This is a genomic window from Crenobacter oryzisoli (assembly GCF_030385785.1).
In the GTDB taxonomy this organism is placed as follows: Bacteria; Pseudomonadota; Gammaproteobacteria; order Burkholderiales; family Chromobacteriaceae; genus Crenobacter_A; species Crenobacter_A oryzisoli.
Genome location: NZ_JAUEDK010000005.1, coordinates 74912 through 88558, shown reverse-complemented (window position 1 = coordinate 88558; position 13647 = coordinate 74912). Strand labels below are relative to the sequence as shown.

Annotated in this window: 14 protein-coding genes; 7 read left to right on the top strand and 7 right to left on the bottom strand. The window is 61.8% G+C overall.

What is annotated here, in order from left to right:
* Window positions 1-15 precede the first annotated feature (15 nt).
* Window positions 16-735, top strand: coding sequence for an intradiol ring-cleavage dioxygenase (locus QU481_RS04350; protein ID WP_289828664.1), 720 nt, complete (start codon window positions 16-18; stop codon window positions 733-735).
* A gap of 121 nt (window positions 736-856) precedes the next feature.
* On the opposite strand, the gene mnmA is transcribed toward QU481_RS04350, so the two are convergent.
* The 3 genes from mnmA to QU481_RS04335 form a co-directional block, all read right to left on the bottom strand.
* A complete protein-coding gene (mnmA, locus tag QU481_RS04345; RefSeq protein ID WP_289828663.1) occupies window positions 857-1933 on the bottom strand; it encodes a tRNA 2-thiouridine(34) synthase MnmA in 1077 nt (358 codons plus the stop codon).
* On the bottom strand, window positions 1930-2478 hold the full coding sequence (locus QU481_RS04340) for a hypothetical protein (protein ID WP_289828662.1): 549 nt from the start codon (window positions 2476-2478) through the stop codon (window positions 1930-1932). The genes mnmA and QU481_RS04340 overlap by 4 nt, the downstream gene beginning before the upstream one ends.
* 157 nt (window positions 2479-2635) lie before the next feature.
* A complete protein-coding gene (locus QU481_RS04335; RefSeq protein ID WP_289828661.1) occupies window positions 2636-3082 on the bottom strand; it encodes an NUDIX hydrolase in 447 nt (148 codons plus the stop codon).
* A 93-nt stretch (window positions 3083-3175) separates the two neighbouring features.
* Here QU481_RS04335 and QU481_RS04330 point away from each other — a divergent pair, with 93 nt between their 5' ends.
* Entirely contained in the window at window positions 3176-3376 is a 201-nt protein-coding gene (locus QU481_RS04330; protein WP_289828660.1) for a (2Fe-2S)-binding protein, read from the top strand.
* 162 nt (window positions 3377-3538) lie between these two features.
* Entirely contained in the window at window positions 3539-4009 is a 471-nt protein-coding gene (gene bfr / locus QU481_RS04325; protein WP_289828659.1) for a bacterioferritin, read from the top strand.
* An 88-nt stretch (window positions 4010-4097) separates the two neighbouring features.
* On the opposite strand, the gene QU481_RS04320 is transcribed toward bfr, so the two are convergent.
* Window positions 4098-5678: a YdgA family protein gene (locus QU481_RS04320; RefSeq protein WP_289828658.1), complete on the bottom strand. Its 1581-nt coding sequence runs from the start codon at window positions 5676-5678 to the stop codon at window positions 4098-4100.
* A 134-nt stretch (window positions 5679-5812) separates the two neighbouring features.
* On the opposite strand from QU481_RS04320, the gene QU481_RS04315 reads away from it, so the two are divergent.
* The 4 genes from QU481_RS04315 (at window position 5813) to QU481_RS04300 (ending at window position 10349) form a co-directional block, all read left to right on the top strand.
* Window positions 5813-6994: a DesA family fatty acid desaturase gene (locus QU481_RS04315; RefSeq protein WP_289828657.1), complete on the top strand. Its 1182-nt coding sequence runs from the start codon at window positions 5813-5815 to the stop codon at window positions 6992-6994.
* A gap of 138 nt (window positions 6995-7132) precedes the next feature.
* Window positions 7133-7477 (top strand): RidA family protein, encoded by a 345-nt coding sequence (locus QU481_RS04310; RefSeq protein ID WP_289828656.1) that lies wholly within the window; start codon window positions 7133-7135, stop codon window positions 7475-7477.
* 271 nt (window positions 7478-7748) lie between these two features.
* On the top strand, window positions 7749-8009 hold the full coding sequence (locus QU481_RS04305) for a hypothetical protein (protein ID WP_289828655.1): 261 nt from the start codon (window positions 7749-7751) through the stop codon (window positions 8007-8009).
* Between the two features lie 366 nt (window positions 8010-8375).
* Window positions 8376-10349, top strand: a complete 1974-nt coding sequence (locus QU481_RS04300) for an APC family permease (protein WP_289828654.1) — start codon at window positions 8376-8378, stop codon at window positions 10347-10349.
* 168 nt (window positions 10350-10517) lie between these two features.
* Here the strand turns inward: QU481_RS04300 and mprA are convergent, their stop codons facing one another.
* The 3 genes from mprA to sbcB form a co-directional block, all read right to left on the bottom strand.
* A complete protein-coding gene (gene mprA / locus QU481_RS04295; protein ID WP_289828653.1) occupies window positions 10518-11039 on the bottom strand; it encodes a transcriptional repressor MprA in 522 nt (173 codons plus the stop codon).
* A gap of 59 nt (window positions 11040-11098) precedes the next feature.
* On the bottom strand, window positions 11099-12037 hold the full coding sequence (miaA, locus tag QU481_RS04290; protein WP_289828652.1) for a tRNA (adenosine(37)-N6)-dimethylallyltransferase MiaA: 939 nt from the start codon (window positions 12035-12037) through the stop codon (window positions 11099-11101).
* 107 nt (window positions 12038-12144) lie between these two features.
* Window positions 12145-13566, bottom strand: a complete 1422-nt coding sequence (gene sbcB / locus QU481_RS04285; protein ID WP_289828651.1) for an exodeoxyribonuclease I — start codon at window positions 13564-13566, stop codon at window positions 12145-12147.
* Window positions 13567-13647: the final 81 nt, after the last annotated feature.

The window sequence follows — 13647 nt, the reverse complement described above, 5'->3', positions numbered from 1 at the left end:
GGCTTGGGAGATGAGATGAACGATCGCTTCGCATTCAATCGGCGTACCGTGCTGACCTTATGCGGTGCCGCCGGCGCAAGTCTCCTGGTTGATCGCGCGATGGCCACGCCGCTGGCCCAGGCGCTCGGTAGCGTCGGGACGAGTGTCCCGGCTTGTGTACTGACACCCGCGCAGACCGAAGGGCCGTACTTCGTCGACGAGCGGCTGGAGCGCGCCGATCTACGCAGCGATCCGGCCACGGGCAGGGTGGCGGCCGGGGTGCCGCTGCAGCTGACGCTACAGGTGTCTCGCTTGGCCGGCGGCGGTTGCCACCCGCTGGTCGGCGCGCAGGTCGACCTGTGGCACTGCGATGCCGACGGTGTCTACTCCGATGCTAACGACCCAGGTTTCAATACCCGCGGCACGCGTTTCCTGCGCGGCTTCCAGCGCAGCGGAGCCGATGGCCGGGTAAGGTTCCTGACCATTTACCCAGGCTGGTACGACGGCCGGACGGTGCACATCCATTTCAAGATCAGGCCGCGTGAGGGCGGCGAGTTCACCTCGCAACTATATTTCGACGATGCGCTGACTGACCGCGTTCATGCGCTGGCGCCCTACGTGCGACGTGGTCAGCGCACGATGCGCAACGCCGACGATGGGATCTTTCGCCGTGGCGGCGAGCGGCTGTTGCTCGACGTACGGAGCACCCCCAATGGCTTTTCCACCTTTTATGAGGTGGGGCTGAAAGCCACCTGACGCTTTCCCTCCAGAGAAGTGTTTTCGGCCAACTTGCGGAAGCTCGTTGGCCGCTTTTTTGGGCGGCAGGTATGGAGCAAAAAAACCGCCCGTGGCCGGTTTATTCGGAGCGAGGAGGGGCTTACTGGATGATGCCACCACCCAGGCAGATATCGCCGTCGTACAGCACGGCCGACTGGCCCGGCGTCACCGCCCACTGCTTGTCACGGAAGGTCAGCGTGGCGGCGCCATCCACCACCGGGCTGAGCGAACAGGCCGCATCGGTCATGCGGTAGCGGTTCTTCGCCGCGTAGTCGCCCGGTGCCGGGGCCTCGTCCAGCGTCCAGGACAGGTCGCTCATGCTCAGCGTCGGCTTGAGCAGCAGCGGATGGTCGTGCCCCTGCACCACGATCAGCTTGTTGGCCGGGATGTCCTTGCCGGCGACGAACCAGGGTTCGCCGTTGCCATCGCGCGAACCGCCGATGGTTAGACCCTTGCGCTGACCGAGCGTGTAGAAGGTCAGCCCGACATGCTTGCCGACCACCTTGCCGTCCGGGGTGATCATCTCGCCCGGCGAGGTTGGCAGGTAGCGCTGCAGGAAGTCGCGGAACGGCCGCTCGCCGATGAAGCAGATGCCGGTGCTGTCCTTCTTCGCCGCGGTGGGTAGGCCAGCCTGTTCGGCCAACTGACGCACCTCGGTCTTGCGGATATCGCCGAGCGGGAACATCGCCTTCGACAGCTGCGACTGGTTCAGCCGGTACAGGAAGTAGCTCTGGTCCTTGGTGTGGTCGACCGCCTTCATCAGGTAGTGGCGGCCGTTCTCGACGTGCTTGCGCGCATAGTGGCCGGTGGCGATGCAGTCGGCGCCTAGTTCCATCGCGTAGTCGAGGAAAGCCTTGAACTTGATCTCGGCGTTGCACAGCACATCCGGGTTCGGGGTGCGGCCGGCCGAGTATTCCTTCAGAAAGTACGAGAACACCCTGTCCTTGTATTCTTTGGCGAAGTTGACTACTTCCATGTCGATGCCGACGATGTCGGCCACGCTCATTGCGTCGAGCGCGTCTTCCTTGATCGAACAGTATTCGCTGTCGTTGTCGTCTTCCCAGTTCTGCATGAACACGCCGATCACCTCGTGGCCCTGCTGTTTCAAGAGCCACGCGGTTACCGACGAGTCCACGCCGCCGGACATGCCGACGACGATCCGTTTCTTGCCCGTCACGGGGAGTATCCTTCCATCCAAATAGCAAGGGGCACCATCAAAGGCGGTGCCCCGAAATCCTTGAACCAGCTGTCGACGATCCAATCGCTGCCGTCGACGATGTCGTGCAGTTGCGCGGCGTAGTGCAGGTCGAGCACCCAGGGCGCCCGCCAGGTCCGGCCCATCAACTGGTGAAAACGCAGCCAGCCTTGCGCCATGAAGTAGTCGAGAAAGCCCTGCACATTGGTGCTGTGGTCGACGCAGTCCATCTTGCCCTCGGCCGTGCCATCACGGAAATTGCCACCACGGTCCTCGGCAATCGGCGCAAACTGCGTCGCTGCCACCTGGTAGAGCTGCTGCACTGCCTGCACCACCGCGATACGTTCTTCGACGTCGCTGTGGGTGGAGGAGAACAGTGCCGCCAGGGAGATTTCGTCCCGCTCGCTGACCTGAAATGCAGCCTGCCGTTGACATCCGTAATGATAACAGACCTTTAGCGTCGTCGACCACGCCGGGGAGGCGAACCAGATGGGCAGGGACAGCAGCAGGACGCACAGTCGACGCATAGGCTACGCTCCGTGGGACGGGATGGAAAGCGGTGCGGACAGTGGGCCGGCCGCTATCCTGTCCTGACAGTAGCAGCAGAATGGTCGAGCAGTGCCGTCATGCAGCCTGGATTGTGTTAATAAATCTTGACGGCTGTGGCATTCCAGAGACGCGTGCCTAGACGCGGTCAAGCAGCGACAGCGGAGCGCGCTGGCCGGCTTGCCAGTCGGCCAGGCAACGGGCCACCAGCGGGCTGCGGTGTGGGTAGTGGTGCGCCAGAATCTCCTCGGCACTCAGCCAGTGCGCGGCGACGATACCGACGTCGAGCGGCCGCTCCGGATGGTGGGCTATGACACGGCCGAAGAAGGCGAAGCGCAGATAGCTGATGTCGGTCGAGTCGGCCTTGTCTGACAGGTAGATGCCGACCAGTCCTTCCGGTTCGAACTCGTAGCCGGTTTCCTCCAGCACCTCGCGGCGTACCGCATCAACCAGGCTCTCGCCGTGCTCAAGATGGCCGGCCGGCTGGTTGATCTGGCGGCCTCGCTCGGTATCCTCCTCGACGATGAGGAAGCGGCCGTCGGCCTCAATGATGGCGGCGACGGTGACATTGGGTTTCCAGCGCATGGTCACTCCCGATGAGCGGTAATTGACAATTGTTATTGTTCGTAAATAGAATCTAACAACGATAACCGTTCCTATTTATAGGGAGTGTGCAGTATGTACGTTTGCCTTTGCAACGCCGTCACCGACCGCCAGATCCGTCATGCCGTAGAAAACGGTGCGACCCGCATGAGCGATCTGAACCGCGAGTTGGGCGTGGCCGGTGAATGCGGCAAATGTGCCGGCTGCGCCTGCCAGATCATGAAGGACACCATCGCGCAGGCATCCAGCCAGTCGCTGCTGCGCGAAGCGGCCTGACTCGCCGTCGGCACCGCACAAGCCGCCCTCGAGGCGGCTTTTTCTTTGGCCTCGCTTGTTTCCACCCCTCGCTATGCCATAATTCCACCGATTCGCATCCGTACTGAGACGGAGTGCCCGCTAATGACGCATGCCTGACATGTGCGCCACCAGGAGACGGCGATGCAAGGTGACAAGAAAGTCCTCAAATACCTCAATTCCATTCTCAAGAACGAGCTGACCGCGATCAACCAGTATTTTCTGCATGCACGCATGTACAAGAACTGGGGGCTGAAGAAGCTCAACGAGCACGAGTATGAAGAGTCGATCGACGAGATGAAGCACGCCGATCGTATCATCGAGCGCATCTTGTTCCTCGAGGGGCTGCCGAATCTACAGGACCTGGGCAAGCTGCACATCGGTGAGAACGCTCAGGAAATGATCGGCTGTGACCTGCAGCTGGAAATGGCCGCGATCCCGGTGCTGCGCGAAGCGATCGCCTACTGCGAGACGGTGCAGGACTACGTGACCCGCGACCTGCTCGAGGACATCCTCGAGAGTGAGGAAGAGCATGTCGACTGGCTGGAAACCCAGCAGGGCCTGATCGAGAAGATCGGCCTGCAAAATTACCTGCAAAGCCAGATGGACGAGTAAGTCGTTCTCGTCATCTCCCGCCGGCATCGCCGGAGGGGGCCGAAAAAAAGGGAGCCGGAGGCTCCCTTTTTGCATGGTGGTATCTGGCTTACTTTGCCGCGCTTGCTGCGGCAGGGTTTTCCAGATCGCCGCTTTCCTCCCACGGCAGCGGCACCTTCTTCTTGTTGATGTCGAGCTCGCCCTTCTTGAAACTCATCTCGGTCGAGACCTGGCCACCGGCCATCTTGATGAAGCCTTGATTCGACCATTCGGACAGTTGCGAGTCGAGCAGGCTCTTGGCCAGACTGTCGATCTCGCCGACGTCCGGCTGGTCCTCGGCGCTGGCATCGACGGTGAACAGGTTGCGGGCCTGCGCCACCACCAGGTCCTCCAGCGTCTGCCGTGGTAGGTTGACCTTGGCTTCGGCGTCAAAGCGCTTGATGAACGTCACCGGGTCATTCAGATCGGCTTCCTTCAGGCCCTCGAGCCCCAGCTGGCCGGTCAGGGTCGCCTCGCCGGCCGGCATCTTCAGGTAGAAGTCGTTGACGGTCAGCTTCGGGTTGTTGGTCAGCAGCGGCACGCCGTAACGCTTCACCGTGTCGATGTACTGCTTGCGCAGCACCGCCGGGTCCACTCCCTCGAACGGGATCTTGCTCAGCTCCTGGTCGAGCTTGATCAGCGTCGGGCCGTGCAGGTGGCTTGCTGAGATGTCGAGCCGCATCGGGCCGTAGATGCGGTCGTTGTAGCCGAACTTGTCGAAATCAAGCTTGCCGCGGCTGTTGATGAACTCGTCCTGTTCGCTGGTGACGATCTGGTAGCGCAGCCCCTTCAGCGTCACATTGGACGGCTTGAACTCGCCGCTCGGATTGACGAACTCGCCGACGCGCATGCGGGTCAGCAGGTAGATCAGCTCGTTCAGCTTGATGCTGTAGGGGATACTGTCCTTCCAGGTGAGCGCCACGTCGCCGACGGTCAGCTCACTGGTGCCAAGCTTGACGCCGGTATTGCCCGGGCGCACATCGGAGATGTAGCGCACGCCGTTGAAGGTCACGCCGCCCTTGGTCGCCGCTGCCAGCATGAAGCCTGGCGACAACGCTTCGGTCTTGTATTCCTTGAAGCCCGCGTTGTAGTCGACGTTGAGCTTGAAGCCTTGCCACTTCATCTTCACGCCGGACAGCGTTTCCTCGTAGTCGAACGGCGGTACCTGGACCTGCAGCTCGCCGCCGCCCCCGAAGCCGAGCCGGTTGGTGACGGTGATCGGCTCGGCGTCGCCGAAGAAGCGCTTCAGCGTCTGGTGAGTGGCATCGCTCATGATGAACTGGGTAGTCACCAGCGCACGGCCCGGACGAAGGTCGAAGTGGCCGATGCCGGGGAAGGGGCCGTGTTGAACGTGCTGGGTATAGCGGATCGTCGCGCCGAGCAGCGGCTTGACGTTGTCCGGCAGCATGTTTTCGTAGGGGCCGATCAGTCGGCGGTTGAACGTCAGCTCGGTGGTTTCGGTCGACGAGAACCAGCCGCGCTGATAGGTGTGTGACTTCACCTTGAAAAGCGGCAGGTCGGCCAGCATCTGGTGCTGCTGCTGCAAAGTCTTTTCAGCTTCGACGCCGGCCCAGTAGGAGGCGCCGCCGTACAGGACGAACAGTCCGGCGAGCGAAGCGCCGGCCACGATCAGATGTTGTTTACGCAACACGGTCGGAGTGGAGATTCCGGTTGAAAATAGAAAGACTATGTTACACCAGAGCCGCCGTGCATGTATTACTGTGCGTTGACCGGGGGATTAGATTACAATAGATCTTTGTCTCAAAACGGAAAAAGGTTTAGCGAATGCAATGGCTTAACGGCTTGATCGATCTGCCCTGGTGGGGCTATGTGCTGGTGGCGCTGGCGCTCACCCACATCACCATCGCTTCGGTTACCATCTTCCTGCACCGTTGCCAGACCCATCGCGGTCTCGATCTGCATCCGGCCATCAGCCATTTCTTCCGCTTCTGGCTGTGGCTGACGACCGGCATGGTGACCAAGGAGTGGGTCGCAATCCACCGCAAGCACCATGCGCGTTGCGAAACCGAGGAAGATCCGCACAGCCCGCAAGTGCTGGGCATCAATAAGGTTCTGTGGGAAGGCGCCGAGCTGTACCGTTCCGCCGCCAAGGACCGCGAGATGGTCGAGAAATTCGGCCGCGGCACCCCGGATGACTGGCTGGAGCGCAATGTCTACACCCGCCACAGCGGCAAGGGTATCTTCATCATGCTGGCGATCAACCTCGCGTTGTTCGGCCCGGTCGGTCTGTCGATCTGGGCGCTGCAGATGGTGTGGATCCCGTTCTGGGCCGCCGGCGTGGTGAACGGTCTGGGCCACTACGTGGGCTACCGCAACTTCGAGAACGAGGACGCTGCCACCAACCTGATCCCGTGGGGCATCATCATTGGTGGTGAAGAGCTGCACAACAACCACCACACCTTCGGCACTTCGGCCAAGTTCTCGTATAAGTGGTACGAGTTCGACATCGGCTGGGGCTACATCCGTGCGCTGGAAATGGTCGGCCTCGCCAAGGTGCTGCGCGTGGCGCCGAAGCTGCAGGAAGGCGATGCAGGCCCGCAACTGAGTGTCGATCACCTGCAGGCGATCATCGCCAACCGTTACGCGGTGGCGGCTCGCTACGCCCGTGAGCTGAAGGCGGTGTACCGTGGCGAGCTGGACAAGCTCACCCAGGACGTGGCCAGCCCTAACCTGAAGCGCAAGATGAAAATCTGGCTGAAGCAGGACGCCAAGGACACCCCGGAGAGCGAGCGCGCCGCGCTGAGCGCCGTGCTGGAGAAGAGCCCGGTGCTGACCACCGTGTACAGCATGCGCCAGGAGCTGACCCGTCTGTGGGAGCGCTCGACGCTGACCCGCGACGAGCTGCTGAAGGAGCTGCAGGACTGGTGCACCCGTGCCGAAGCAAGCGGCATCGAATCGTTGCAGCGTTTCTCGATGCAGCTGCGCCGCGCCACCACGGCGCATTGATCAGCTTGGCCGAATGGCCGATGAACGCAACGGCGGGCGAGTCCCGCCGTTTTTCATGCCCGGCGCTGGCCTGCCGGGCGATAATAGCCGGTCGATGAGCCCGCTCATCACCGATAACCACCGCTATAGGGAGTCCCCATGTCCTTACACCGCCACCTGCCGGGCGACCGTCTGTCCGAGGCCGTCGTCGCCAACGGTTTCATCTTTACCACTCAGGTGCCGCGCGACGGCAACGCCGATGCGCGTGCGCAGACCGCCGATGTGCTGGAGCAGACCGATCTGGTGCTCGCCGAACTGGGGTCGGACAAGAGCAAGGTGGTCGACGTAACCATCTTCTTGCCCGATCTGGCTGACTTCGCCGAGATGAACGCAGCGTGGGATGCCTGGGTGGTGCCGGGTCACACCCCGGCCCGTGCTACCGTGCAGGCCAAGCTGGTCGATCCGAACTGGAAGATCGAGATCAAGGTGATTGCGGTGCGCTGACCGGGCCCTGCCTGTTGCGAACTCGCCCTCCCCATGTGGGAGGGCTTTGTTTTGCCTGCTGCGGAGGTTAAGATCATGAATAATTTGATAAAAATCAAATTATTATGAGGGTTTTGGCTTCAGTCTGTTTTGTGTCCTAAACTGGTTGCTAATGCGCTGGGTTGTGCCGCGCAAGGTTCATTTTGGCCTGGTTCACCACGTAGCTTGTTCAAGATTGTCAGGTAGTTGCACACCAAAAAAGCGCCGTGAGCGCAATGAGAGGAGACTGACGATGGCGATTCATGAGCACCGAGATTATTTGATGTCGTACAGCGGATACCAGTTGGAGGATTCGACTCATTTGGTCAGGGTGACCATCCACAATCTGGAGACGGCGATGGAGCAGGCGTTCGATTTCGGACACTCTCCGACTAGGGAGCAAGCGGAAGCCGATGCGATTTCCAGGGGGTATCAATTGATCGACGGTCATCTCGACTCGGGAAGTGGCCAGCTGCGGCGGCTTGAGGCGTTCTATTCCATGAAAGAAGTGTAGTGTGAGCGTTGTCGGTTAGGGCGCGAGCTATTCGGCAACGCCGCACCAGCACCACAAACAGGGTCAAGCATTGCTTGGCCCTGTTTGCTATGGCTTGCCGGTTGCGCTGCAGTCGGGGAGCGCGTCCGTTGAATTGGCTCGGCGTGGGATGGGGAGGGAGCAGGGGCATGCTCCGTGTCGGGCAATGGCCCGAAATAGCCGTCTTCGCTGCGCTCAGCATCTTGGTGGCAAGTACCCCGTCAACCGCTCGCAAACTTTGCTGGGCGGCGGCTGGTATGAAGGGGGAAAGCGGGGCCTTATTGCTGCGGTTGTTCATATACTTCAGTGCATCCTGCTCAAGTTCATCCAGCTCACTACGAGGTTGCGATGGTCACCCTTGCCAAGCTCCGTGAAATCACCTTTGGTGCCCCGCTTGATCCGCTCGACCCCAAAACGCGCCATGCCATTGCGGTCGCACCACTATTGGCCTGGGTGGGGCTGGGGGCGGACGGCTTGTCGTCATCCTGTTACGGTCCGGAAGAGGCGTTCCTGACGCTAGGTACGCACACCCATCTCGGCCTGTATCTGGCTCTCGCTACCGCGCTGACGGTGTTCATCATTTCGCTCGGCTACAACCAGGTGATCGAGCTGTTCCCCACCGGGGGTGGCGGCTACAAGGTGGCGACGGCACTGCTCGGGCCTCGCGTGGGCCTGGTGTCGGGGGCCGCCTTGCTGGTGGACTATGTGCTGACCATCGCTACATCGACAGCCAGCGGGGTGGATGCCTTCTTCAGCCTGCTGCCGGTCGGAGTGCAGACCTTCAAGCTCGCGACGGAACTGGGGCTGATCGTGCTGCTGAGTTTTCTTAATTTTCGCGGCATGAAGGAGTCGATCATGGTGCTGCTGCCCATCTTCATGGGCTTTGTTGTGTTGCACGTCGGGCTGATTGTGTATGGCGTGCTGGCGCATGCCAGCCATTTACCCACGCTGGTGCCCGACACCGTGCAGCAAACCCGCAGCCTGTCGCATGACATGGGTAGCCTGTTTGTCATCGCGCTGATGTTGCGGGCCTTTTCGATGGGGGGCGGTACCTATACCGGCCTTGAGGCGGTATCCAACAACGTCAATATGCTGGCCGAACCGAAGGTGAGGCATGGTCGGCGCACCATGCTCTATATGGCGCTGTCACTCGCCTTCACCGCTGGTGGCATCATTTTGCTCTATGTGCTCTGGGACGCTAGGCAGGTGGAAGGGCAGACGCTCAATGCCGTGGTCTTTCGCAGCGTTATCGAGCACATGGGCGTCGGCACGCCATGGTTCAACCATGGTCTGCTCGCTCTGGTGCTGGCTTTCGAAGCCGGCTTGCTGCTGGTCGGTGCCCAAACCGGTTTTCTGGACGGCCCGACCGTACTATCCAATATGGCGGGTCATTACTGGGTGCCGCGCCATTTTCGCGATCTGTCCACCCGGCTGGTAAGGCAAAACGGCATCATGGTGATGGGCATCGCAAGCGTAGCGATTCTGCTGTGGACCCGCGGCGAGGTGTCCGCGCTGGTCGTGCTTTACAGCATCAACGTGTTCCTGACTTTCAGCCTGTCGTTACTCGGCTTGTGTACCTATTGGTGGCGCAACCGGCACGAGTCGAAGCAATGGCTGCATCATTTCTGCCTGTCGGCACTGGGCCTTACCGTCACCTCTATTGTGCTGGTCATCACCGTGTCCGTGAAGTTTGTTGAAGGCGGCTGGCTGACGCTGCTGGTCACCAGCAGTGTGATCTGGCTGTGTTTCATTATCCGGCGCCATTACGACCAGACTCGCGCTCAGCTGGCCGAATCGGATGCCATGTTCGCTGGCGAGCTGGAAGACCTGCCGCCCGATGCCATCCCTGCCATCGACAAGAGCAAGCCGACCGCGATCGTGCTGGTCGGCAAGCATCGTGGTGCCAGCATGCACGCATTCTTGTGGGTGCAGCGGCTGTTCCCCGATCATTTCAAGAATTTCGTGTTTATCGCAGTGGGCGAAGTGGATGCGCAAAGTTATGAGGGGCAGGAGCAGCTGCACGCGTTGCAAGATTCGATCAAGAAGGCGCTCAACTACTACACCAGTTTCTGCCACCATCATGGCCTGGCGGCTGAAGCACGCATGGGGTTCAGTACCGATACGATAACGGAGTTCGCCCAGCAGGTCGAAAAAGCGATGGATGATTACCCCGGTAGCGTCTGCTTTGCCAGCAAGCTGATTTTCCGCAAGGTGAACTTCCTCAACGCTTGGCTGCACAACAGCGCACCACAGGATATTCAGGAGCGACTCCATCTGAGTGGCCGGCACATGGTGCTGCTGCCGATGCAGGTCAGTACTTAGTTGATCCGATCGCGCAAGCGCAAATCGGCTCCTGACGGGTGATAAGGGGCTCTTCGCTTGTTGGCCCGGTGATGGGCCCTTGGATCGGGCGCGCGTGGAAAAACACCCGCAGAATTGCGGGTGTTTAAGCAAGGTGATGAGGTGTTCATCCCCGTTTGTGATCGGGTGTTAGCCGCCGAGGCGAGCCAGCAGTTTGCGCAGCAGGTGCTCCATGCTGTTCTTTTCGTCCGTGCTGAACTCGTCCCACAGAGTGCGCAGCTGGCGGTGGCGCTCCGGCAGAATGCCGTTGATGAACTCGCGGCCGGCTTCGGTCAGCGCGAGGCGGGTCTTGCGACGGTCGACCGGGCAGGGGATGCGTTCTACCCAGCCTTGTTCGACCAGATCGTCGACTACACGGGTGGCATTGGTGCGCGAGAATGACAACGCTTCAGACAGATCGGACGGGAAGATCGTCTCGTTGTCGCGGGTGTAGAGCACCATCAGGGCCATCCAGATGGTCTCATTGAGGCCATGCTGTTTGAGCTCGGCATTGAAGTAGTCGCTCAGGTAGCCCAGCACATGGTAGTACAGCCGCGTGAGGATGATTTCCTGGCGCGGCATGTGCGGCAGTTGGCGAGCAATGCGATCGAGCGCTTGCTCGCTTCGGCTGAACGATTCGTTGATGATCGGAGCGTTGAGGGTCTTGTCCATAACGAAACTATAACGGCAGTTATCACTTCAGTCAACGTCATCGTAACACGAAGTCAACATTAGTGCTGCCAGGCGTCGATCGCGCGGCAGGCCGGTGTCACTAGATCGGCCTGCTGGCAGTTGATCACGGTCAGGTCGGCCATGCTGCGCATCCAGGTGTGCTGGCGCTTGGCGAGCTGGCGGGTGGCAACCACGCCCTTCTCGAAGAATTCGGTCTCGGTCAGTTCTCCGTCCAGATACTGCCAAGCCTGACGGTAGCCGACACAGCGCATCGACGGCAGCTCCAGCGACAGGGTCGGGTACTTGGCTCGCAGCGTGCGTACCTCGTCGACGAAGCCAGCCTCCAGCATGAGCTTAAAGCGCAGCGCGATGCGTTCGTGCAACCAAGCACGGTCGTCCGGCAGCAGCGCCAGCTTCAACAGATTCAGGGCCGGTTTGCTGTCGTGCTCGCGCGCCAGCAGCGCCGACATCGGCTCGCCGGTCAGCCGGTAGATCTCCAGCGCGCGCTGGATGCGCTGCGAGTCGTTTGGCGCCAGCCGAGCGGCGGTGGTGGGGTCGACGGCGGCCAGCTGTGCGTGCAAAGCCGGCCAGCCCTGTTCGGCTGCCTCGGTGTCGAGCGCGGCACGGGTGGCCGGGTCGGCCTGCGGCAGATCGGACAACCCTTCCTCCAACGCCTTGTAATAGAGCATGGTGCCGCCGGCCAGCATGGCGATCTTGCCTCGCGCGTGGATGTCAGCGATCAGCCGCAACGCGTCGGCGTGGAATTCGGCGGCCGAGTACGACTCGGTGGGGGCGATGATGTCAATCAGGTGGTGCGGCACTTGGGCCAGTTCGTCGGCACTGGGCTTGGCGGTGCCGATGTCCATGTCGCGATAGACCAGCGCCGAGTCGACGCTGACGATTTCCATGTCATAGCGGCGTGCCAGCTCGAGCGCCAGACCGGTCTTGCCGGAGGCGGTCGGGCCCATCAGGAATATCGCGGGAAGGGGGGCGGTCATGAGCTTGCCTGGGTCGAAAATGCGCGCATTGTCGCATCGGTGGGGCTTTCGGCCAACCTTGCGGCGCATCATGGGCGCAAGGTTGGCCGAATGGGGCGGGCAGGGGGCTAGATCAGCGTTTCGGCATAATCGCGCACCGCCGCCAGGATGGCTCGGCCGCGCTCGTCGGCGTCGACCTCCAGCGCCGCCACCTCGGCGAGGCACTGCGCTCGGGTGCGGCCGGCCGGTTCGCCGTCCAAGAGCTTCTTGCGGCACCAGCCTTGCCAGTGGCCCAGCTCCTCGCCGCTGAGCGATTCGGGGAAGTTGCGCGCCCGATAGCGCTGCACCAGCCGGGCCAGTTGAACGTCGTCGAAATACGGCTGCTCCAGCGCTAGCTGCGGCGCCGCCAAGCCGCGCAGCCGGGTCAGCGTGCGCCGGTCGTTGCCGCCGACGAAGCCGCCGTACAGGTTCTCGTCCACGTCCGGCATCTCCAGCGTCGGCCGGTTGTACACCGCGCGCCAGACCCCGGCGAGATTGGGCAGTCGCGCGGCGCGCTCGGCATGGCGCTGCACCTGGTCGAGGTCGATGCCCCAGTGGGCGGCGCGTTCGGCCGACAGCACTTTCAGGTTGCCGACCACGAACGGCGACTTGTTGAGGTGGATGGTCTTGATCGGCAGCCGCTCCACGCCCTCGGGCAGCTCGTCGGCGCGGGTGAACATGCGTTCGCGGATCGCCTCCGGGCCCAGGCCGACCAGTTCCTGCGGATCGTAGGCCAGATCCCAGACGATCACCTCGTTCTTGTTGCTCGGGTGTTCGGCCAAGGGCCAGACCAGCGCCAGGTTGCCGCGCTCCACCCCGTACATACCCGACACGTGCAGCACCGGTTTCGGTGCGTGTAGCGACAGCTGCAGCCGCGCCTCGTCCTTTTTGCGCAGGGAAAAGTAATAGTCGAACAGCTTGGGCTGCTTGGTGCGGATCAGCTGCGCCAGCGCGATGGTGGCACGCACGTCGGACAGAGCGTCGTGGGCGGCCTCGTGCACCAGGCCGTTGGCCTTGGACAGGTGCTCCAGCTTGAAACTGGGCCGGCCGTCTTCGTGCGTCGGCCACTCGATGCCGTCCGGGCGCAGCGCATAGGTGGCGCGCACCAGGTCCAAGAGGTCCCAGCGGCCGCAGCCGTCGCGCCATTCGCGCGCGTATGGGTCGATCAGGTTGCGCCAGAACAGGAAACGGGTCACCTCGTCGTCGAAGCGGATCGAGTTGTAGCCGACGCCGACGGTGTTCGGCTGTGACAGCTCGCGCTCGATCACGCCGGCGAATTCGTGCTCGGCCACGCCATGCGCCAGGCAGTGCTGCGGGGTGATGCCGGTGAGCAGGCAGGCCTCGGGCGAGGGCAGATAGTCCGGGCTTGGCTTGCAGTACAGCATCACCGGCTCGCCGATCTCGTTGAGCTCGGCGTCGGTGCGCACGCCGGCGAACTGCGATGGCCGGTCGCGGCGTGGTTCGGCTCCGAAGGTTTCGTAGTCGTGCCAGAAGAAGGTGTGGTTGAGCATGGGCAAGGGTGTCGATGCAATGGCGTGATTGTCGCACCGGGACGGGGTTCGGCCAACCTGGCGAGTGACTAAGCTTTTGTC

Bases quoted from the DNA above. Each gene is read 5' to 3' on its own strand.
- QU481_RS04350 (WP_289828664.1), top strand. From the start codon at position 16: ATGAACGATCGCTTCGCATTCAATCGGCGTACCGTGCTGACCTTATGC.
- QU481_RS04340 (WP_289828662.1), bottom strand. From the start codon at position 2,478: ATGCGTCGACTGTGCGTCCTGCTGCTGTCCCTGCCCATCTGGTTCGCC.
- QU481_RS04335 (WP_289828661.1), bottom strand. From the start codon at position 3,082: ATGCGCTGGAAACCCAATGTCACCGTCGCCGCCATCATTGAGGCCGAC.
- QU481_RS04330 (WP_289828660.1), top strand. From the start codon at position 3,176: ATGTACGTTTGCCTTTGCAACGCCGTCACCGACCGCCAGATCCGTCAT.
- bfr (WP_289828659.1), top strand. From the start codon at position 3,539: ATGCAAGGTGACAAGAAAGTCCTCAAATACCTCAATTCCATTCTCAAG.
- QU481_RS04315 (WP_289828657.1), top strand. From the start codon at position 5,813: ATGCAATGGCTTAACGGCTTGATCGATCTGCCCTGGTGGGGCTATGTG.
- QU481_RS04310 (WP_289828656.1), top strand. From the start codon at position 7,133: ATGTCCTTACACCGCCACCTGCCGGGCGACCGTCTGTCCGAGGCCGTC.
- QU481_RS04305 (WP_289828655.1), top strand. From the start codon at position 7,749: ATGGCGATTCATGAGCACCGAGATTATTTGATGTCGTACAGCGGATAC.
- QU481_RS04300 (WP_289828654.1), top strand. From the start codon at position 8,376: ATGGTCACCCTTGCCAAGCTCCGTGAAATCACCTTTGGTGCCCCGCTT.
- mprA (WP_289828653.1), bottom strand. From the start codon at position 11,039: ATGGACAAGACCCTCAACGCTCCGATCATCAACGAATCGTTCAGCCGA.
- miaA (WP_289828652.1), bottom strand. From the start codon at position 12,037: ATGACCGCCCCCCTTCCCGCGATATTCCTGATGGGCCCGACCGCCTCC.
- sbcB (WP_289828651.1), bottom strand. From the start codon at position 13,566: ATGCTCAACCACACCTTCTTCTGGCACGACTACGAAACCTTCGGAGCC.